General features: G+C 40.0%; 17 protein-coding genes and 1 other annotated feature (1 of these 18 cut by a window edge). Of the genes, 15 read left to right on the top strand and 2 right to left on the bottom strand.

Translation table 11 applies throughout. The features are described from left to right. Window positions 1–93, top strand: a binding site (T-box leader) (it extends 128 nt beyond the left edge of the window). Between the two features lie 80 nt (window positions 94–173). The 12 genes from ileS to pyrE all read left to right on the top strand — a co-directional run bounded on the left by ileS (window position 174) and on the right by pyrE (window position 14,855). Continuing rightward, the gene (gene ileS, locus ACDX78_RS00350) at window positions 174–2,930 is read left to right on the top strand and encodes an isoleucine--tRNA ligase (RefSeq protein ID WP_486024389.1); all 2,757 of its coding nucleotides are present in this window, start codon (window positions 174–176) and stop codon (window positions 2,928–2,930) included. Window positions 2,931–3,214: 284 nt separating this feature from the next. Continuing rightward, window positions 3,215–3,685: a signal peptidase II gene (gene lspA / locus ACDX78_RS00345; RefSeq protein WP_486024388.1), complete on the top strand. Its 471-nt coding sequence runs from the start codon at window positions 3,215–3,217 to the stop codon at window positions 3,683–3,685. Then, entirely contained in the window at window positions 3,682–4,593 is a 912-nt protein-coding gene (locus ACDX78_RS00340) for an RluA family pseudouridine synthase (RefSeq protein ID WP_486024386.1), read from the top strand. Before lspA ends, ACDX78_RS00340 begins: the two co-directional genes overlap by 4 nt. Window positions 4,594–4,762: 169 nt before the next feature. Continuing rightward, the gene (gene pyrR / locus ACDX78_RS00335; protein ID WP_486024384.1) at window positions 4,763–5,305 is read left to right on the top strand and encodes a bifunctional pyr operon transcriptional regulator/uracil phosphoribosyltransferase PyrR; all 543 of its coding nucleotides are present in this window, start codon (window positions 4,763–4,765) and stop codon (window positions 5,303–5,305) included. 129 nt (window positions 5,306–5,434) lie between these two features. Further along, the gene (locus tag ACDX78_RS00330) at window positions 5,435–6,364 is read left to right on the top strand and encodes an aspartate carbamoyltransferase catalytic subunit (protein WP_486024383.1); all 930 of its coding nucleotides are present in this window, start codon (window positions 5,435–5,437) and stop codon (window positions 6,362–6,364) included. Next, window positions 6,318–7,601, top strand: coding sequence for a dihydroorotase (locus ACDX78_RS00325; RefSeq protein WP_486024381.1), 1,284 nt, complete (start codon window positions 6,318–6,320; stop codon window positions 7,599–7,601). Before ACDX78_RS00330 ends, ACDX78_RS00325 begins: the two co-directional genes overlap by 47 nt. Further along, window positions 7,594–8,694, top strand: a complete 1,101-nt coding sequence (gene carA, locus ACDX78_RS00320) for a glutamine-hydrolyzing carbamoyl-phosphate synthase small subunit (protein ID WP_486024380.1) — start codon at window positions 7,594–7,596, stop codon at window positions 8,692–8,694. Before ACDX78_RS00325 ends, carA begins: the two co-directional genes overlap by 8 nt. Further along, window positions 8,687–11,884, top strand: a complete 3,198-nt coding sequence (gene carB / locus ACDX78_RS00315; RefSeq protein ID WP_486024378.1) for a carbamoyl-phosphate synthase large subunit — start codon at window positions 8,687–8,689, stop codon at window positions 11,882–11,884. Before carA ends, carB begins: the two co-directional genes overlap by 8 nt. Beyond that, window positions 11,881–12,636 (top strand): dihydroorotate dehydrogenase electron transfer subunit, encoded by a 756-nt coding sequence (locus ACDX78_RS00310; RefSeq protein WP_486024376.1) that lies wholly within the window; start codon window positions 11,881–11,883, stop codon window positions 12,634–12,636. The genes carB and ACDX78_RS00310 overlap by 4 nt, the downstream gene beginning before the upstream one ends. Then, window positions 12,633–13,547 carry a dihydroorotate dehydrogenase gene (locus ACDX78_RS00305; protein WP_486024374.1) on the top strand — a complete coding sequence of 305 codons (915 nt, stop codon included), beginning with the start codon at window positions 12,633–12,635 and terminating at the stop codon, window positions 13,545–13,547. Before ACDX78_RS00310 ends, ACDX78_RS00305 begins: the two co-directional genes overlap by 4 nt. Continuing rightward, complete coding sequence (pyrF, locus tag ACDX78_RS00300) at window positions 13,544–14,257, top strand: orotidine-5'-phosphate decarboxylase (RefSeq protein WP_486024372.1); 714 nt, start codon at window positions 13,544–13,546, stop codon at window positions 14,255–14,257. Before ACDX78_RS00305 ends, pyrF begins: the two co-directional genes overlap by 4 nt. Next, complete coding sequence (gene pyrE / locus ACDX78_RS00295) at window positions 14,241–14,855, top strand: orotate phosphoribosyltransferase (protein WP_486024371.1); 615 nt, start codon at window positions 14,241–14,243, stop codon at window positions 14,853–14,855. Before pyrF ends, pyrE begins: the two co-directional genes overlap by 17 nt. A gap of 236 nt (window positions 14,856–15,091) precedes the next feature. Here the strand turns inward: pyrE and ACDX78_RS00290 are convergent, their stop codons facing one another. Beyond that, window positions 15,092–15,856, bottom strand: coding sequence for a class I SAM-dependent methyltransferase (locus ACDX78_RS00290; protein ID WP_486024370.1), 765 nt, complete (start codon window positions 15,854–15,856; stop codon window positions 15,092–15,094). 108 nt (window positions 15,857–15,964) lie between these two features. Between ACDX78_RS00290 and ACDX78_RS00285 the strand changes: the two genes are divergently transcribed. Together ACDX78_RS00285 and ACDX78_RS00280 are read left to right on the top strand one after the other, a co-directional pair. Then, complete coding sequence (locus ACDX78_RS00285; RefSeq protein WP_486024368.1) at window positions 15,965–16,840, top strand: LysR family transcriptional regulator; 876 nt, start codon at window positions 15,965–15,967, stop codon at window positions 16,838–16,840. Window positions 16,841–16,934: 94 nt separating this feature from the next. Then, window positions 16,935–17,366 (top strand): organic hydroperoxide resistance protein, encoded by a 432-nt coding sequence (locus tag ACDX78_RS00280; protein ID WP_486024366.1) that lies wholly within the window; start codon window positions 16,935–16,937, stop codon window positions 17,364–17,366. A gap of 277 nt (window positions 17,367–17,643) precedes the next feature. Here the strand turns inward: ACDX78_RS00280 and ACDX78_RS00275 are convergent, their stop codons facing one another. Further along, a complete protein-coding gene (locus ACDX78_RS00275; RefSeq protein WP_486024364.1) occupies window positions 17,644–19,353 on the bottom strand; it encodes an Rqc2 family fibronectin-binding protein in 1,710 nt (569 codons plus the stop codon). A gap of 142 nt (window positions 19,354–19,495) precedes the next feature. Between ACDX78_RS00275 and ACDX78_RS00270 the strand changes: the two genes are divergently transcribed. Then, window positions 19,496–22,150: a calcium-translocating P-type ATPase, SERCA-type gene (locus ACDX78_RS00270; RefSeq protein WP_486024362.1), complete on the top strand. Its 2,655-nt coding sequence runs from the start codon at window positions 19,496–19,498 to the stop codon at window positions 22,148–22,150. Window positions 22,151–22,359 lie beyond the last annotated feature (209 nt).

Raw genomic sequence — 22,359 nt, 5'->3', positions numbered from 1 at the left:
GGCCGTTGATTCACGTTACGAATATCGAGTGAATTTAAAATTGTGTCATTTTAAATTTATAAGGGTGGTACCGCGAGGCTTCTCGTCCCTTTAGGGATAGAGGGCTTTTTTTATTTTTTAAAGCAATAAATGGAACTCATAATAATCGTATACTGTAAAGGGAGGAAAATAAAATGGATTATAAGGAAACATTATTAATGCCTAAAACAAAATTCCCCATGCGAGGCAATTTGCCTAATAAAGAACCGCTAAGACAGGAGAAATGGGAAGAAGAGAAGATTTATGAAAAAGGACTGGAAAGAACGAAAGGAAGACCATTATTTATCCTTCATGACGGTCCGCCGTACGCAAATGGCGACCTCCATATCGGCCATGCTTTAAATAAGATACTGAAGGATTTTATAACCAGGTACAAATCAATGTCCGGATACCATGCTCCGTACATCCCTGGGTGGGATACGCATGGATTGCCAGTGGAAACGGCGCTCACAAAAACAAAAAAAATTAACCGAAAAGAACTTGGTATTGCCGAATTCAGACAAATGTGTGCAGAATATGCACTCGGCCAGCTGGACAATCAGCGTACACAATTTAAAAAGATGGGTGTCCGCGGAGACTGGGATAACCCTTACATTACACTTACAAAAGACTATGAAGCTGCACAAATTAAGGTTTTCGGTGAAATGGCCAAAAAAGGCTATATTTATAAAGGATTGAAGCCTGTATACTGGTCACCATCCTCTGAATCAGCACTTGCAGAAGCGGAAATCGAATATAAAGATAAACGTTCCCCCTCAATTTATGTATCCTTTGAAGTGAAAGATGGAAAAAAATTGCTTGATGGCGGGGAGAAATTAATTATATGGACAACTACACCGTGGACCATTCCAGCTAACCTGGGGATCAGTCTTCACCCGGAACTTCAATATGTCGTTGTTAAAGTTGGAGAGGAAAAATTCATCGTTGCCGAAGCTTTATTGGAAAGCATTACGCAAGAATTAAGCTGGGAAGACATTGAAGTGGTCAAAACATTTAAAGGAGAAGAAGCAGACAAAATTGTTGCCAAACATCCTTTCTATGAACGCGATTCTCTGGTTATGCTTGGGGATCATGTAACAACAGAAGCAGGAACAGGCTGTGTGCACACTGCACCAGGGCACGGGGAAGATGACTTTTATGTTTCCCGCAGCTACGGTATAGAAGCATTGAACCCTGTGGATGGAAAAGGAGTATTTACTGCAGAAGCTCCCGGATTTGAAGGTTTGTTTTATGATAAAGCAAATAAGGTGATTACGGAGAAACTGGAAGAAGCGGGAGCGCTATTAAAGCTTGCCTTTATTACGCACTCTTATCCGCATGATTGGAGAACGAAAAAACCGACTATTTTCCGTGCAACTTCCCAATGGTTTGCATCCATTAAGGATTTCCGTGACAATATACTGGCTGAAATTAAGGAAATTAACTGGTACCCAAATTGGGGAGAAACAAGACTTCATAATATGGTCAGGGACAGGGAAGACTGGTGTATTTCTCGTCAGCGCACATGGGGCGTACCAATACCTGTCTTTTATGCAGAGGATAAAACACCGATTATTACAGATGAGACCATTTCCCATGTGTCAGATCTTTTCAGAGAGCATGGTTCTAATATTTGGTTTGAATCGGAAGCAAAAGATTTATTGCCGGAAGGATTTTCATCAGAACACAGTCCTAATGGCAAATTTACGAAAGAAACAGATATTATGGATGTATGGTTTGACTCTGGTTCCTCCCATGAGGCAGTTCTGATGAAACGTGAGGGTCATCGTCGACCTGCTGATGTTTATTTGGAAGGGAGTGACCAATACCGCGGATGGTTTAATTCATCCTTGTCAACTGCGGTTGCCGTTACAGGAAAATCACCTTACAAAGCAATTATAACTCATGGTTTCGTACTTGATGGTGAAGGAAGAAAAATGAGTAAATCACTAGGCAACGTGATGGTTCCGGCAAAAGTTCAAAAACAGCTAGGTGCTGATATATTGCGATTATGGGTTTCCTCTGTGGATTATCAGGCAGATGTAAGAATTTCTCCTGATATTTTAAAACAAATTTCCGAAGCGTACCGGAAAATCCGCAATACATTCCGTTTTATGCTGGCAAATCTGGCTGATTTTGATCCAAAGAAAGACAGTGTGCCTGAATCGGAGCTGGAAGAAGCCGACAAATATATGCTTCACAGGCTGCAGAACCTGTTGAAGGATGTACGTGAAAACTATGAGGGATACGAGTATTCCCCAATTTTTCATCAAATTCATAATTTCTGTGCGGTTGATTTAAGTTCATTCTACCTGGATTTCGCCAAGGATGTATTATACATCGAAGCTCGTAATGACAAACGACGCAGTAGTATTCAAACAGGGTACTATGAAATTTTAACCACACTGGTAAAACTATTAACACCAATTATTCCGCATACAATGGATGAAGTATGGGAATATATTCCGGGTGCTGCAGAAGAAAGTGTTCAATTAACAGACATTCCAGAACCAAGAGAAATTGCCGGCATGCGTAATGTTGCGGAAAAATGGGATCATTTGATGAAGGTTCGGGATGATGTACTAAAGGCACTGGAAGAAGCGAGAAATGAGAAGGTGATTGGAAAGTCACTGGAGGCAAAAGTTACGATTGCACCAAAAGATGATGAAATAAAAGAAGTACTTGTCTCTATTGAACATCTGCACCAATATTTAATTGTTTCTGAAGTAAATATAAGTGACAGTAATTCAGCGTTGAAAGAGTATCAATATGTGGATGTACTGGTAGAGAAACACCCTGGCGAGAAATGTCAAAGATGCTGGGTATCTACTGATACAGTTGGAGAGGATCCTGATCATCCGGAGCTTTGTTCACGATGTGCGAGCATTGTGAAAGAGCATTATACTGCATAAAATAATTGCTTTTTTGTCTTATTTAGCCCGTGGCCGAATACATTCCGGTAGCCGCGGGCGGCTCAGAAAATTTCATAACTATATAGTTTTTAACTAGAGCAATATCTTTGCTGAAAATGCCAAAATAACAAAGGCTGTCTCATATGAAGTCAGATTCGTCAGCTGAATAGGAAATCACGTGATGATTCTGTTCTTTGAGACAGCTTTTTCTTTACATAAATTGCTTATCGGCCAGATAACATATAAAATAAAAAGGTACGATATTTGAATACGGAGGAAGACGCATGCATTGGTACTATTTAATTGCGCTTGTCATTATTGGAATTGATCAATTAACAAAATGGATCATAGCCAGCACGATGGAGCTGGGAGAACGAATTCCGATCATTGAAAATTTCTTCTACATAACATCTCATCGAAATGCTGGGGCTGCATGGGGAATATTAAAGGGTCAAATGACATTTTTTTATATTATTACCGTACTTGTGGTAATCGGAATTATCTTTTACATGCAGAAGTACGCAAAAGAAAGTAAGCTGCTTGCAGTATCTTTAAGCTTTATTTTAGGCGGTGCCATCGGTAATTTTATCGACCGGTTGCTGCATCAGGAAGTCGTGGATTTTCTTGATTTTCATATTTTCGGGTATAATTTCCCTATCTTCAATGTGGCTGATTCAGCACTCACTATAGGGGTAATTCTCGTTATTATAGCAACCATCATCGATGAAAGAAAGAAAGGGAAATCGAAAAAATGAGTGTTTTTCATCACAAAGTTACAAAAGAACAGGCAAAAACACGTCTTGATAAATTATTGGCTGAGATTAATTCGGCACACTCACGAGCACGAGTACAGGACTGGATTGCCAAAGGAATGGTTACCGTTAATCGTGAACCGGTAAAAGCAAATTATAAATGCCAGCCGGATGACAATATAGCGTGGGAAATTCCGGAAATTAAACCGGTGGAAATTTCGCCGGGAAACATTGGACTATCTATTTCCTATGAAGATGATGATTTGTTGGTCGTTAACAAAGAAAAAGGAATGGTTGTCCATCCATCTGCCGGCCATGAAAGCGGAACACTCGTAAATGCATTATTGTACCATTGTGATAAATTATCTACGCTGAACGGGAAAGAACGCCCTGGAATTGTTCACCGGATTGACAAAGATACAAGCGGCTTATTGATTGTTGCCAAAAATGATGCCACACATAAAAGCCTGGCCGATCAGCTCGCCGAAAGAAAAATCATACGAAAATATGAAGCCGTAGTACATGGACAAATCCCGCATGAGAAAGGCGTTATTGATGCGCCGATTGGCAGGGATTTCAGGGACCGGCAGAAAATGACTGTTACAGATAATGGGAAAGATGCAGTTACTCATTTTCGTGTATTAAAAACCTACCCTGACTATACCCATGTGGAATGTCAGCTGGAAACTGGAAGGACACATCAGATACGCGTGCATATGAAATACATTGGCTACCCGCTAATCGGAGATCCGAAGTATGGTCCGCGCAAAACACTTGAGGCGAACGGGCAAGTGTTACATGCAAATACTATTGGGTTTACACATCCAAAAACACAGGAGTGGTTGGAATTCACAGCAGAAGCTCCCAAATCTTTTCAGGATATATTAGCCTATATTGATAAATTGTATTGACATTGAATGCGATATTTGAAATAATAAAGGCAATTAAATAATGCCCTTTTAAGAAAGTCCAGTGAGGCTAAAAAGGAACCGGAATGAAACAACTAGGCAAAAGTATGCACGAAAGCCCCTTTTTTCCTCATGGAATAAAGGGGTTTTTATTTACAGGAGTGGTGGGACCATGAAGAAGAAAACGGAATTACTTGATGAATCTGCAATGAACCGGGCATTAACGCGGGTTGCTCATGAGATTCTGGAAAAAAATAAAGGTGCGGAAAATCTTGTTTTGGTTGGTATTAAGACAAGAGGTGTTCCGCTTACGAAGCGGCTTCAGGAAAAAATTAAACAGATTGAAGGAAAATCCGTGCCTGTCGGAGAACTGGATATTACGCTTTACCGAGATGACTTGGAGAAAGCTGCAGGCAGTGATAATCCCCAGTTAAAAGCCGTGGATATTCAGGAGGATATTTCAAGCAAGATCGTGATTTTGCTGGACGATGTTTTGTATACTGGCAGAACAGTCAGAGCTGGGATGGATGCAATCATGGACAGAGGGAGACCAGCACAGATTCAGCTCGGGGTGTTAGTCGACAGGGGTCACCGTGAATTGCCCATAAGAGCCGACTATGTCGGAAAAAACATCCCAACTTCGGATAAAGAAATTGTGGTGGTGAAATTGAAAGAAAACGATGAAGAAGATTCAGTTTCCATCTATGAAAAGTGAATAAAACCTTTAAAAAGATCCCGTGAGGTCTGAAAGGTTGCTTTGAAGACATATCTTCCACAGGATATGTATAACTCTTTGCGACCTTTGCAAAGAGTTTTTTTTATTAAAAATGAGGAGGAGCGCGGCATGCGACATTTTATCTCTGCTGAAGCGTTAACTGTAGAAGAATTATACGGCGTATTTGAAACTGCAGAAAGGTATCGTTTCGGAAACATTATTAAACCTTACAGACAATTGTTTGCAGCAAACTTATTTTTTGAACCGAGCACGCGCACAAAAATGAGTTTTATCGTGGCTCAGAAGAAATTGGGACTGGAAGTACTGGAACATCATAATGAAAATTCCAGCACCAAAAAAGGGGAGTCACTATATGATACGGCAAAAACCTATGAAGCCATAGGTGCTGATTTGCTTGTTATCAGAGATCAGTCTGATGACTGGATAGAGGAAATTGAAAATAAAATATCCATTCCGATTATTAATGCCGGTGCCGGTCAAAAGGAACATCCGACACAGTGTATGCTTGATCTCCTGACCATCTACCAGGAATTCGGAAGGTTTAATAGATTGAAAGTGGTCATTTCAGGAGATATAAAACACAGCAGAGTCGCACATTCAAATGCACTTGCCCTGCAAAGATTAGGTGCTGAAGTTTATTTAAGTGCAGCACCGGACTATGAAGATGAGTCACTGGATTTTCCTTACATTTCGATGGATGAGGCAGCGGAAATAGCTGATGTCATGATGCTTCTCAGAACCCAGCATGAAAGACATGAAGACTCCTCACAAATAGATAATTATTTAACTGAATACGGGTTAACGAAAGAAAGGGAAAGTAAAATGAAACATCATTCAATCATCCTTCACCCTGCTCCGGTAAACCGCGGAGTGGAGATTGATACGGAACTCGTTGAATGTGAACGCTCGAGAATATTTAAGCAAATGAATAATGGTGTTTTTGTAAGAATGGCTATCATAACCAAATTACTGGAAGAGTGGGGGATTACAAATGAAACTATTATTGACAAACGTCAAGCAGCTTTCCTCAGCATATGAAGAGAAAGCAGTACAAATATTAATTGAAGATAAAAAAATAAAAAAAATTGCACCCTTTATTGAAGAAGGTGCAGATAAGATCATTGACGGTAAAGAAAGATTGGTATTACCAGGATTTATTGATGTCCACATTCATCTGCGGGAACCAGGCGGAGCGTATAAAGAAACGATTAAAACTGGTACGGAAGCAGCCGCCCGGGGCGGATTTACGACTGTTTGTGCAATGCCCAATACGAACCCAGTGCCAGATAGCATGGAAACGGTACGAGAGCTGTTTGAAAGAATCAATGAAACAGCAGCTGTAAGGGTCCTGCCTTATGCTTCCATAACTAAAAATCTTCAAGGGGAGGAATTAACGGATATAAAAGATATTGCAAATGAGGGTGCCTTTGCATTTACAGATGATGGTGTGGGTATCCAGACTGCTGATTTCATGCTTGGTGCCATGAAGGAAGCAGCAGCCGCTGGTAAGGCGATTGTCGCCCACTGTGAAGACAATACTATTCTTTATGGCGGTGTAGTACACGACGGAAAAGTCAGTGAAAAATTGGAATTACCAGGGATTACCTCACTCAGTGAATCTGTTCAAATTGCGAGAGATGTTCTGCTTGCAGAAGCAGCCAGCTGTCATTATCATGTTTGTCATGTTAGTACGAAAGAATCAGTCCGAGTGATCCGCGATGCAAAGAAAGCAGGGATCAAGGTGACAGCAGAAGTGACGCCGCACCATCTGATTTTGAATGAGGAACACATTATAGAAGACGATGCCAATTTCAAAATGAACCCGCCGCTCCGAGCAAAAGAAGATCAGGAAGCTTTATTGGAAGGACTGCTGGATGGAACGATAGATTTTATTGCAACAGACCATGCACCACATGGAGAGGAAGAAAAGGCACAAGGGTTTCTTAAAGCTCCATTTGGAATAACGGGACTGGAAACAGCATTTTCATTACTGTACACACATCTTGTAAAAACAAATAAAATTAAACTCTATCAATTAGTAGAATGGATGACAATAAAACCAGCTTTAACTTTTGACTTACCCTATGGAAGATTGGAAGAAAATGCAGCTGCAGATATGACCATCGTTGATTTAAATAAAACTACGGTAATTAATAAAGAAAATTTTTATTCGAAAGGTAAAAACACACCATTTCATCAATGGGAAGTTGCTGGACAGCCAGTACTCACCATTGCAGAAGGCAAAATAGTATTTCAGGAGGACAGCAATGAATAAAAGACAACTGGTTTTGGAAGACGGCACTATTTTTATCGGTGAAAGTTTTGGCAGTGGACGTTCGACAAAAGGAGAAATTGTATTTAATACTGGCATGACAGGGTATCAGGAAGCTATTACAGATCCGTCTTACTGCGGACAGATTGTTACGATGACTTATCCGCTTGTTGGTAATTACGGCATTAACATGGATGATTTTGAAACAGTAACCCCATTTATACACGGTTTAATTGTAAAAGAAGTGTGCCATACACCATCTAATTTCCGCAACGAAGAAAGCCTAGATTCTTACTTGAAAGAAAATGATATTCCGGGTCTGGCAAATATAGATACAAGAAAATTGACCAAAATCATCCGCAGGCAAGGAACAATGAAAGCGATGATTGCAAATATTGATGTATCCCCTGATGAATTGTTGAAAGAAATGAAAAACACACCACTGCCAGAGGACCAAGTGAAAAAAACATCAACGATAAAACCATACGTGGTTCCGGGTAGAGGAAAAAGAATTGCAGTTGTTGACTTTGGAATGAAACACGGAATCCTAAGGGAGTTAACGAAAAGGGACTGTCATATTACGGTTGTTCCATACAATTACAGCGCCAATAATATCATGCGTTTAAAGCCGGATGGGATCATATTGACCAATGGACCGGGAAATCCGAAAAATGTACCCGAGGCAGTGGAAATGATTAAAGATGTGCTTGGAGAAATTCCAGTGTTCGGTATTTGTCTCGGACATCAGTTGCTGGCGCTGGCAAGCGGAGCTGATACAGAGAAATTGAAATTTGGCCACAGGGGTGCCAATCATCCGGTAAAGAATCTTCGCAGCGGGAGAACGTATATTACATCTCAGAACCACAGCTATGAAGTAGCTAAAGCAACGTTTGAGAATACGGAGCTGGAATTAACCGAGCAATCTCTTAACGACGGAACCGTAGAAGGTATTGCACATAAACGATATCCTGCCTTTTCCGTTCAATATCATCCGGAAAGCTCACCAGGACCAGAGGATACCAGCCATTTATTTGATGAATTTTTAAACATCATCGACGCGAGTCAATTGAAAAAAGGGGAGAAAACGCATGTCTAAAAACACGAACATTAAAAAAATCCTTGTCATTGGCTCTGGACCAATTGTTATCGGACAGGCAGCGGAATTTGATTATTCCGGCACGCAAGCATGTCAGGCTTTAAGAGAAGAAGGTTACACAGTTGTACTGGCCAATTCAAATCCGGCAACGATTATGACAGATACTACCGTGGCGGATAAAGTATACATGGAGCCATTGACTGTAGAATTTTTAACAAAAATCATTCGTAAGGAGCATCCTGATGCACTGCTTCCAACGCTTGGCGGGCAAACCGGTTTGAATTTAGCCATTGCACTTGAAGAGACAGGAATTCTCGCTGAATATGAAATCGAATTGTTAGGTACATCATTGGAAGCAATTCAAAAGGCAGAAGACCGTGAAAAATTCAGAAGCTTAATGCAGGAAATTGGCGAACCGGTACCGGATAGTCAAATAGTGACTACAGTAGATGAAGCAATTGATTTCGCAGGGAAAATTGGGTTCCCCCTGATTGTGCGCCCGGCTTATACACTTGGCGGTACAGGCGGCGGCATGTGTTACACCGAAACAGAATTAAGAGAAATTACGAGTAATGGTCTTTCACTATCCCCTGTAAATCAATGTTTAGTCGAGAAAAACATCGCAGGATATAAAGAAATTGAATATGAAGTAATGCGGGATAAAAATGACCAGGCTATTGTAGTTTGCAATATGGAAAATGTTGATCCGGTCGGTATACATACTGGAGATTCCATTGTGGTTGCACCTTCCCAAACTTTAAGTGACCGGGAATATCAGAGTCTCAGAAATGCATCATTAAAAATTATTAGAGCACTGAAAATCGAAGGTGGCTGTAATGTACAGCTTGCACTGGATCCATACAGCTTTAATTATTACATTATCGAAGTAAATCCGCGGGTAAGCAGATCATCAGCACTTGCTTCAAAAGCAACCGGCTATCCAATCGCAAAAATGGCTGCAAAAATTGCAGTCGGTCTGACATTGGACGAAATTATGAATCCCATTACCGGAACGACCTATGCCTGCTTTGAACCCGCACTTGATTATGTTGTGGCAAAAATACCCCGGTTCCCATTCGATAAATTTATCACTGGTGACCGTTCACTTGGGACTCAAATGAAAGCTACCGGAGAAGTCATGGCCATCGGAAGAAATTTTGAAGAGGCATTGCTCAAAGGAGTACGTTCCCTTGATGCCGGTACAGAAGAACTATGGCTGGAGAATCTTATTGATATATCTGATGAAAAACTAAAGAAAAGAATTCAGAAAGCGGATGATGAACGAATCTTTGTATTAGCGGAGATGCTTCGCAGAGGCATGACTGTAGATGAAGCCTTTGATATTACAAAGATAGACCGTTTCTTTCTTGTGAAAATGGAAAAGTTGATTCAATTGGAGCAGCAGCTTGCTGCGCAGCCATTTTCAATCGATTTGCTGGAAAAGGCGAAAGAACGTGGATTTTCAGACTCACATATCTCTCGCTTATGGAATGTTACTGCTGATGATATTTATAATAAAAGGTTGTCAGAAGGAATGACACCTGTCTATAAAATGGTAGATACATGTGCTGCTGAATTTGAATCAAAAACACCCTATTTTTATAGTACCTATGAGGATGAAAATGAATCATTACCTTCTGAACGCAAGAAAATTCTTGTGATTGGTTCAGGGCCAATCCGAATCGGACAGGGGATTGAATTTGACTATGCGACGGTTCATTCCGTTCTTGCGATAAAGGAAATGGGCTATGAAGCTATTATTATGAACAATAATCCGGAAACAGTTTCTACGGATTTCAGCATTTCCGATAAGCTTTATTTTGAACCACTTACACTGGAAGATGTGATGCATGTTATTGAACTGGAAAAACCAGAAGGAGCCATTGTTCAATTTGGAGGCCAGACAGCTATTAATCTGGCAGCAGGACTAAAGCGGCGTGGTGTGACTATATTAGGAACAGATATCGAAGCAATCGACAGGGCGGAAGACAGGGACAAATTTGAAATACTTCTGGATGATTTAGGTTTACTGCGCCCAAAAGGAAAAACCGTTCTAAAAATGGAGCATGCCATGGAGACAGCAAACGCGATTGGGTATCCTGTATTAGTAAGGCCATCCTATGTCATTGGCGGCAGCCGTATGGAAATTGTGTATGATAACGATGAATTAGTTGCCTATTTAGCAAAAAATAAAGTAACCAATGATCATCCCGTCCTTATTGATAAATATATTACCGGAATAGAAGTGGAAGTTGACGCAATAAGTGACGGGGAAACTACAATAATTCCAGGCATTATGGAACATATTGAACGATCAGGCGTGCATTCGGGAGATTCGATTGCAGTATATCCGCCGCAAAGGCTTAATGAAGATGTGAAACAAAAATGCCTGAATGCTGCAGCACGAATTGCAAAAGCACTGGATGTCAAAGGATTAATCAATATCCAATTTATTATCAAGGATAATGAAGTTTATGTAATTGAAGTTAATCCGCGTGCAAGCAGAACGATCCCGTTTTTAAGCAAAATTACCGGTGTAACTATGGCGAATATTGCGACAAAGTGTATTTTAGGCAGGAAGCTTTCAGCATTGGGCTATGAAACGAAAATACTGCCTGAGAACAACGAAGTTGCTGTAAAAGTCCCTGTATTTTCCTTTGAAAAACTGCGCAGCGTGGATACGATTCTAGGCCCGGAAATGAAATCGACCGGGGAAGCAATAGGTTATGACAAAACATTGGAAAAAGCATTGTATAAAGGCCTGGTTGCTTCCGGTTTGACAGTGCCGCAGGAAGGTGCGGTTCTATTGACGGTAGCAGATAAAGATAAACAAGAAACACTTGAGATTGCACAGCGTTTTCATCAGCTCGGTTTTCAATTATTTGCCACAAAGGGCACAGCTTCATTCGTTAAAAGAATCGGAATACCTGTCACGGAAGTAGCAAAAATCGGATCGGATGAACCGAACGTACTATCCATTATCGAAAATGGGGATGTGCAATTCGTCATCAATACGTTAACTTCAGGAACACAGCCGCGGTCCGACGGCTTTAAAATCCGCCGTGAATCCGTGGAGCATGGCATCGCCTGTTTAACAAATCTGGATACGGCAAATGCCATTTTAAATGTAATTGATTCTATGACATTTCACGCTAAACCAATAACAAAACAAGAGGTTGGTTCATCATGAAAAGACAGGAAGAAATGAAAATCATACGTTCATTTGAAATTGCTTTAGATACAGTAGAAATGGTGTTACAAAATCAATATATCAGCCAAACTGCTGAAGCGGGCCAATTTCTGCACATAAGTGTTGATCATCATATGTTGCGGCGTCCGATTTCAATCGCAGATATAAATAAGAAAGAAGAAACAATTACGATATTATTTAAAATTGTTGGCTCAGGCACTCGTCATCTAGCTAAATACAAGCCAGGCATGAAAATCAATGCCTTAGGTCCGAGCGGCAATGGATTTACGACAGAGCTGGAACCCGGATCTACCGCTTTATTGTTAGGTGGTGGGATTGGTGTACCTCCATTATATTATCTTGGGAAGACATTACGGGCAAAAAATGTGAATGTAATATCCATACTTGGATTTCAGTCCGAAGCATACGTTTTTTATGAAGACCAGTTTAATGACCTTGGAAATAATTTTATTGTAACGGATGACGGTTCTTATGGAGAAGAAGGGTTTGTCACGGATGTTTTAAATAAAATAGGTGTTTTTGATTGCTATTATTCGGTTGGTCCTGTTCCCATGCTTCAGTCCATTACCGCGAAGCTGAAAGGAAAACAGGGCTACATATCCCTGGAGGAACGGATGGGCTGCGGTGTGGGAACTTGCCTTGCTTGTGTAATTCCAACAGCGAATCAAGACGGATACAAAAAAATATGTAAAGATGGGCCGGTCTTTCACGCACAGGAGGTCTCTTTATGACAGATTTATCCATTCAACTGCCGGGTTTAAACCTGAAAAATCCAATCATGCCTGCTTCAGGCTGCTTTGGCTTTGGCCGCGAATACAGTGAATTTTATGATCTGGGGCGACTAGGGGCAGTGATCATGAAAGCTGCAACAGGTAAAGAACGTTTTGGCAATGATACACCAAGGGTAGCAGAAACGGCTTCAGGAATGCTGAATGCTATCGGACTGCAAAATCCCGGTGTGGAAAAAATTATAGAAACGGAAGTCCCTTTTCTTGCCGGTTACAATGTTCCGATTATTGCCAATGTCGCTGGAAGTACATTGGAGGAGTATGAAAAGGTAGCTGAAAGCTTTAATAAAACAAATCAGGTGAGTGCCTTGGAACTGAATATTTCCTGTCCAAATGTAAAGGAAGGCGGTATTCAATTTGGAACAGACCCGGCGATGGCTGCAGAAGTCACGGAAAAAGTGAAGAAGGTAAGCAAATTACCTGTTTATGTAAAGCTGTCACCTAATGTAAGTAACATTGTGGAAATGGCAAAGGCAGTAGAGAGAGCTGGAGCAGATGGTCTCACCATGATAAATACAATCACCGGAATGCAAATTCATCTGCCTAGTAACCGTCCTTTACTCGCCAATAAAACCGGCGGATTATCCGGACCGGCCATTAAACCGGTTGCCGTAAGAATGATTTATGATGTAAAGCAGGCTGTTTCCATTCCAATTATTGGGATGGGCGGGATTACTAGTGCAGAAGATGTCGTTGAGTTTCTGCTTGCTGGTGCGAGTGCAACAGCAATCGGCACTGTAAATTTTCAAAATCCATTTGCTTGTTCGGAAATTATTGATGATCTGCCGGCAGCACTGCAGAGGTATGGATTTAAATCCATACAAGAAGTTATCGGAAAGGGGATTGCATCATGAATCACTTTGTCTTTCTGGCACTGGATTTTCCTGATTGGCAAGAAACGGAACAGTTCCTGATGGAGAATAAACTTCAAGGTGTTCCAGTGAAAGTTGGAATGGAACTGTTTTACCGGGAAGGTCCGCAAATTATAGAAAAATTAAAAGAAAATAATCATCCTGTCTTTCTTGATTTAAAATTGCATGATATTCCGACCACGGTAATGCGAGCGATGGAAAACCTGGCAAAACTGGAAGTAGATATCATAAATGTGCATGCTCTAGGTGGAAGCGAAATGATAAAACGGGCGAAAGAAGGATTATTAAAAGCTTCGGGAAACCATGATGTTAAATTAATTGCTGTTACGATCCTCACTTCCATGGATGAAGAATCAATGAATAAAGAGCTTTTATTACCTGGCAGTCTGAGCGGTAATGCCGTGCATCTGGCATCTATGGCAGAAAATAGCGAGGCAGATGGTGTGGTTTGTTCCGTGCATGAAGCCAGATTGATTAAGGAGAAATGCAATTCCGGTTTTTTGACGGTAACCCCCGGGATTCGTCTGGAAAAAACAGACCAGCATGATCAGAAACGGATCGCTACACCGGCATTTGCTCGGGAAAATGGGTCGGACATGCTTGTGATCGGCAGAAGTATTACAAAGTCCAAGCATCCGCATCAAAGCTATATAGAAGCGTTAAAGGAGTGGGAATATGGCCTTACAATATGAAGTTGCAAGGGACTTACTAAATATAAAAGCCGTTCAGATAAATCCAGATCATTATTTTACATGGACTTCCGGTATCAAATCACCTATTTACTGTGATAATCGTTTAACAATGTCCCATCCGCCTATACGAAAGAAAATAACGAATGCCTTTGTTGAGCTCCTTGAAAAGCAAGCGGAAAAACCTGATATTATTGCAGGCTGTGCGACCGCAGGAATTCCTCACGCTGCATGGCTTGCAGACACACTCGAGTTACCTATGGTATATGTCCGCTCTAAACCAAAGGGACATGGCAAAGGAAATCAAATTGAAGGAGAAGTAAATAAGGGGCAGAAGGTGCTGGTTATTGAAGATCTCATTTCCACCGGTGGATCATCGATCGATGCAGCAAAAGCGTTAAAAGGGGCAGGTTTGGAAGTTACTGGTGTATTTGCCATTTTCACCTATGCACTGCAGAAGTCGGTAAAAGCTTTTTCCGAAGAAAATTTAGACCTGAAGACGATTACCAATTTTGATCAATTAATAGATGTTTTAACAGCGGATGGAAGATTAACCGTGAAAGATAAAGACCAATTACTTGCATGGAGAAATGAATGGTAATTGAAATTATATCAATATGAAAGAAGACTGGGGCAAGCGTATTTTATCAAAGATAATTCGAATCAATAATAATGAAAACATAAAGCCATCTCCGGAAATATATTTCGCTTTCACGCCCCCGGGTATAAGTGCAGCACCGATCACTACCTTTGGTCGTTTTCTAGGTATCTACTTTGCCGGGGGATTGTTTGTATTTAGAGAGGATTATTATAGATATGGCACAGCCATGTTTAATATTAGTTACGGGTACATAGAACCATCCATTCATCAATCGTAAAATGTTGAATTTTTCCTTCTTCCATTTTTATTTTATAATAATGTTTAATGTCTTCTGAAGCGCTTGTCATAAACTGTTCTACTTGTTTTTGATCTTCTTCATCGTCCAACGTACGATTGACCCATTCTTCATAGGGCAATGTTTTTTTTCTCTTTTGTTCCTGCAGGATCTCCAGTTTATTTTCTGAAAAAAACTTTTTCCATTCATTTATTCTAAGGGAACGATCATGACTGTAATCGCGGATTTTTTCCAAGCTGTTAATAAATAAATCATATTTTTCATTGGCAGGTGCGATATTATCTATCAGTAAAAACTTCCCCTTTTCCTTTAATACTCGCTTTACTTCAAGAATGAACTGGTCAGGATTGGGAAAATGATGTGCAGCGATCCGGCAGGTTACAATATCAAAGGTGTGATTCAAAAATGGCAGGTGCTCTGCATCTGCAATGATATAATCAATATTTGAATATCCAGACAGATACGCTGCTGTATTTTCCAGCATATCCTTTGTTATATCTGTAGCAATTACTCTATTGACATATGGTGAGAGCCGTTTTGCTGTATGGCCGCCGCCTGTTGCAATATCTAATGCAACCATATCGGAATTCGGATTCAGCCATTCGGTTAACAACGTTAAATCCCTGCTATTGCGATGGGTACTGCTCGATACATATGCTTTTCTATTTTTTGTAAAAACATTTTTCACATCTTTTTTTCCTGACATACTTACCATCCTCTCCCTTTATGTATATCATATGTTTATTGATGCAATAAGTAAAATAGTAGTTTATAATTAATAGTAATAACTAATACTTATCGAAGGAAGATTAATATGAGAATAGACGATTATATATTGCTGTTAAAATTGAATGAAGTCGGTACAATCAGGGGCGCTGCTAAAGCAGTGCTTATTTCACAGCCTGCGGTGACCCAGCGTTTAAAGTCTATTGAGGATTACTTTGACAGAATGATATTTATTCGGACGCCTAAACGGCTAATACCGACACCAGCCGGGGAACTGATTTTAAAACATGCTGCAAATGTGATTGAAAATGAAAAAGAAATGAATAACCGGCTTGCACAATCCAGTGAAGAGGTGCAGGGGACATTGTCGATTGCCTGTTCTTCACTGATCAGCCAGCGTTTTATTCCAACTATTTTAGGGGAATTTACCAATCGTTACCCAAAGGTTGCCATTGACCTTGTAACTGGCATTAGTGAAGATATAAAACAACATCATAAGAAATATCACGTATGTATTATTCGCGGGGAAAAACTGAAAGAGAGCAAGTGCACCCGTTTGTTTGATGACCCACTTTACATTTTTGATACAGAGCCTTTTCCTGAAAGCAAAATGAAAGAAAGACCATTAATTGCATTTAACAGTGATGACAGTATGCATGAATTGGTAGATAATTGGCTATATCATCACCAGGTGCATATTAAGCCAATGAAGACAATCACAGTAGATCAGATTGAAACATGTAAACAACTTATGAAACAAGGGCTTGGGATGGCGGTATTGCCTGAAAGTGTATCTGATTCCATGAAAAAAGATTATCCACATTTACCACTTCAGTTAAACGGGGAGCCTGTTACAAGAGCAACCTGGCTTTGTTATCAGGAAGGGGTGAGGGAACTGCCGCAAGTGAATCATTTTATTGATGCTTTGAATAGTCAGTCATTTTTGGAACATCAGATAGATTAAATTTCATTGTTTGCAAGAAGATTCTTTTTTTATGATGTTTTACGAGCCGAAATACAAGGAATACTATTGATACACAATAAAAAGGAGTGTTTCGATGAGTGAGGTAATTTTTACAAGCAGTGCCACTGCAAAAGGCGGCAGGGAAGGAAATGTGAAATCAAGTAATGGGAACATAGATATGAACCTGGTAAATCCGGCGAATAATCCTTCAGATAGCGGAACAAATCCGGAAGAATTATTCGCAGCAGGGTATGCTGCTTGCTTTGATGGTGCCTTGAATTTAGTCGCTTCCAAGAAAAGAAAGAGTATTGATTCGGAAACAACAGCAGAGGTTGATTTTATGAAGGATGAAGAAGACGGTGGTTCCAAAATTGGTGTTCAATTAAATATACAAATAAATGGAGTAAGCCCGGAGGAAGCCAGAGATCTAGCTGAAGAAGCACATCAGGTTTGCCCGTATTCAAAAGCAACAAGAGGAAATATAGAGGTAAAATTAAATCCGAAAGCAGTAGAAATCAGGGGATAATCCTTCGTTGGATTATCTCTTATGACTATAAGAAAAAATATAAATACGTGTTCAATAAAGAGGGTACAAAGGACCGGTTTAGCTAAGTCGCAACATCCGGGGGCTGCGAGGTACCATTGTAACGCAGTCCCAGGATGCTGGCGTTTTTAGCGATCGTGTACCTCGAAAGTGAAAAGCCCCATTATGTTGTTCAAAATCCAAATTGTTCTGTAATGGTAATACAGCATAAAAAGCGCTAAGTAACGATAAAACATATGCTTTTTTTGTGTGAGCCCATTCATTTTTCATCTTTTAATAAATCAACTGTCTTTTTATCCGGTGTTACAAAGACAGTTTTTTGATTATCGTAAATGACATAACCCGGTTTTGCTCCATTTGGTTTTTTTACATTTTTTACTTTCGTATAGTCTACAGGAACAGAGGAGGATTGCTGTGATTTACTGTAAAAGGCGGCAATCACGGCTGCTTCCATTAATGTTTCTTCGGAAGGATCATCGGACCGTATAATTACATGGGACCCGGGGATATCCTTCGTATGCAGCCAAATATCCTCTTTATGTGCCAGTTTTGTTGTGACATATTCATTTTGCTTATTGTTTTTCCCTACCAGGATTGCTGTTCCATCTGACGCAGTATATTTTTCCGGTACAGGTTTTAAGGGTTTGTTTTTCCCTTTTTTGCGTTTGACTTGTTTTTTCAAATATCCTTCTTCCCGAAGCTCTTCCCGAATTTCTTCAATGTCTTCCATATTGGCCACTTCTATTTGCTGCGCCAGCTGCTCGAAATACGCAATTTCTCTTTTCGTTTTAATTATTTCCTTCTCAATAATCGCTTTTGATGTCTTTAATTTTTGATATGTCTTGTAATAGTTTTGCGCATTTTCACTTGGTGTCTTATTTGGATTTAAATCTATGGTCAGTTCATTTTGATCAGGGTCATAATAGTCAGTTACTATTACCTGTGAATCACCATGTGAGACAAGGTGCATATGTGCGGTCAATAGTTCACCCATTTTTTGATAATGATCTTTATTTTCCGCTTTCTTCAATGTTTGCCGATGCTTTTTCATTTTACGGATATTTTTATCTTTTTCATTTTTAATAAAACGATAAAGATCTTTTGTCTGCTGTTTTACCCGGTCTCGTTCTGCTTTTCCTGAGAAAAATTGATCCAGCATCATACTGACGGAAGAAAAAGTTTCTGTCTCACCGGATAACGATGTCATAGGAATAACGTGAAAGTTTTCTTTGTCATTTCGGTAAATAGCAGGTTCATAGTTATTTGTTTTAATCAGATGCTGTAATTCCATAAATTTATCCATGTACACGGTGGCATTCCCCAATTTCGCCCGGTAGACAATTTCTTTAGCAATAAAAGGAGAAAAACCGACAAAGTGACTTACGATTTGTCCTTCGATTTTACCTGCATTGAAATCGAGCTTCCGAATGAATTGTTCACCGTCAATATCCAAAGGATCCAGTTTTTCTTGCATTGGCGGCAGTACATATGTGTTTCCAGGTAATATGGTCCGGTGCCTATTCTGGGACATGGAAACATGTTTTAAACTGTCGATGATCATATTATCACCATTTAAAAGCATTAAATTACTATGCTTTCCCATCAGTTCCACCATCATTGTTTTATTGGAAATATCACCAATTTCATTTCTCGCCTGTACATGAAAAGAAATGATTCGTTCCATACCATATTGTTCTATTTCTATTAGTTGAGCGCCCATCAAATGTTTCCTGAGCACCATACAAAACATTGGTGCCTCTTTAGGGTTTTTAAACTTTTCTTCCGTTATATGAAAACGGGCATAGGTTGGATGGATGGAAAAAAGCAATGAATGGTTTTTCCCTTTGCTTCGAATTGTAAAAATTAGTTCTGTTGATGTTGGCTGATATATCTTTGTAATTTTTCCCGGTATAAGTTCTTGCTTCAATTCCTCTGTTATTGCCCGAGTTACGATACCATCAAATGGCATAGAATCACCTCTTCGGCAATTATAGCATTTTTCCGGACAAGTCTGCATAGATATTATAAACAACTTATTACAAGCCTAGCTGTGGAATGGAGTAAAACCGGATGTATCATGCTGTAACAGTGCTTATTTGGAGGAATGTATGATGAAATGGTATCAATTGGATGTAGAAGGAATAGAACAAAAGTTGCATGTAGCCTCAACTAAAGGACTGAATGCTAAACAGGTAAATCAAAGACGAAAACAATACGGCGAAAACACTTTAATAGCACAAAAGAAGCCTTCCAGATGGTTAATATTTTTAAAGCAATTTCAGGATTTTATGGTATTGGTCTTGTTGGCAGCAACGTTAATAGCTGGGCTCCTTGGAGAGTATATTGATGCCATTGCCATCATGGTGATTGTTCTAATTAATGGATTTATCGGGTTTTTCCAGGAACAAAAAGCTGAAAATTCGATGGAAAAATTAAAAGAATTATCAGCGCCAATGGCCAATGTACTGCGTAATGGAAAATGGGAAAAGCGATTGTCCAAGGAAGTGGTCGTCGGGGACATTATAAAAGTTAATAGTGGAGACCGAGTTCCTGCTGATATAAGGATTATACAATCAAACAGCATGGAAACAGAGGAATCCGCTTTAACCGGTGAATCACTTCCGGTCATGAAGCATGCAACTGCCATAACAAGAGATAATCTGGATGCACAGGACCAAGTGAATATGGGATTCATGGGGACGTTGGTCACCCGGGGGTCAGGTGTAGGTATTGTTGTCGGTACGGGTATGAATACTGTAATGGGTCAAATCGCTTCGCTGATGGTGAATACCAAAAAAGTCATAACTCCACTTGAGCGGAAATTGGCCGAACTTGGAAAAATACTAATCGGTGTTGCTTTATTATTGACTGCTCTCGTTGTTGTACTTGGTGTACTGCAGGGACATTCAATTTACAATATGTTTTTAGCAGGTGTGTCATTAGCCGTTGCAGCCATACCTGAAGGACTTCCGGCAATTGTTACGGTAGCATTATCATTGGGTGTCCAGCGAATGATCCGAAAAAAGGCGATCGTTCGTAAACTGTCGGCAGTGGAAACACTTGGTTGTGCATCTGTTATATGTTCAGATAAAACAGGAACGATGACAGAAAATCAAATGACAGTCAAAGAGTTGTATTTAAATAGGAAAAAAATCTATGTTTCAGGCGATGGTTATGATTTACGGGGCGATTATTTTCTGGAAAGAAAAAAATTGGATGAAAACTTCCCTAATCTGGAATCTATGCTTTTATATGGAATGATGTGTAATAATGCCTCTTTAATGGTGAAGAAGGGAAAATACAACATTGATGGGGATCCGACAGAGGGTGCGCTATTAATTGCAGCCAGAAAACTTGGTTTAACAGCGGATTCCAGTGGAGGGTATCAAATAATAAAGGAAATACCGTTTGATTCTGATCGAAAGCGGATGAGTGTCGTTATGGAAGATGAGAACGGAATGCGTTTTTTAATTACAAAGGGTGCACCCGATGTGCTTCTCCCGAGATCGGCATATTTAATGTGCGAAAATGAACGAAAGATAATGCAGGATACGGATAAAAGTGAAATTGAACAAGCCATTGACAGCATGGCTGCTAAAGCATTAAGAACAATAGCTATTGCAATGCGCCCGATCTCCAAAAACGATTCCCTTAATACTGCTTTTCTGGAAAAAGACCTTACCTTTGTCGGATTGTATGGAATGATTGATCCGCCAAGAAAAGAAGTGAAATCGGCTATCGAAGAATGTAATGAAGCAGGTATAAAAACGGTAATGATCACCGGGGATCATGTGAAAACGGCCCAAGCAATTGCCCAAAACCTAAACCTCCTGCCTGACAATGGAATGGTGCTGGAAGGGTATCAGCTCAATGAAATGTCAACAGAGCAATTGGAGAATGTAATTGATGACACGTATGTTTTTGCAAGGGTAACACCTGAACATAAGTTAAAAATTGTTAAAGCTTTTCAAAGCAAGGGACATATCGTTGCGATGACTGGCGATGGCGTAAATGATGCCCCAGCCATTAAAGCAAGCAACATCGGGATCAGCATGGGAATTAATGGTACAGACGTAACGAAAGAGGCGTCTTCTCTCATTTTAATGGACGATAATTTTGCTACGATAAAATCAGCCATAAAGGAAGGACGCAATATATACGAAAATATTCGGAAGTTTATTAGATATTTGCTAGCCTCCAATGTCGGGGAAATATTGGTGATGTTATTTGCCATGATGCTGGCTATGCCTTTACCACTTGTGCCTGTCCAAATACTTTGGGTTAATCTGGTAACAGATGGGCTTCCTGCTATGGCGCTGGGACTGGATAAATCAGAAGGCGATGTAATGAAAAAGAAACCGAGAAATCCTATGGAAGGCATCTTTGCCAGAGGACTTGGATATAAGATTATTACACGCGGATTATTGATCGGAATTGTTACGTTAATCGCATTCATGACAGCTTACCAAAATAATCCGGACAACCTGATTTATGGGCAAACGGTAGCATTCACTACATTGGTTATGGCTCAATTAATCCATGTATTTGACTGTCGGAGCGAAAAATCCGTGTTCGCCCGAAACCCTTTTGAAAATATGTATCTAGTATTCGCGGTGCTATCTTCATTGTTATTACTATTGGTCGTTATTTATTGGGAACCGATGCAGCCAATATTCCATACTACGGCATTGAGTTTAAAAGATTGGTTATTTATTGGAGCAATGAGCGCAATTCCTACTGTACTGTTTGGCTTCACGAAAAAGTAGAAGAAAAAATCTCTCTGATTAAACTTTCGTCGGAGAGATTTTTTGGTAAAATAAGGGAGTGTCAAGTGTTCTATTAAAAAAATGCTTCCTGACGAATTAAATGGAATTAATGCACCAAAAGCTGAGGAGGAGTACTCTACCATGTACTATTAAAGCTCGTTATAGTACATGGTCGTGTGATTTTAGCTTAATCATGTGTCATTAAGGTT

It is taken from the genome of Virgibacillus oceani, from assembly GCF_041521345.1.
GTDB lineage: Bacteria > Bacillota > Bacilli > Bacillales > Amphibacillaceae > Virgibacillus_N > Virgibacillus_N oceani_A.
Note: the sequence above shows the minus strand (reverse complement) of the source record. Positions and strands in the feature narration are given on the sequence as shown.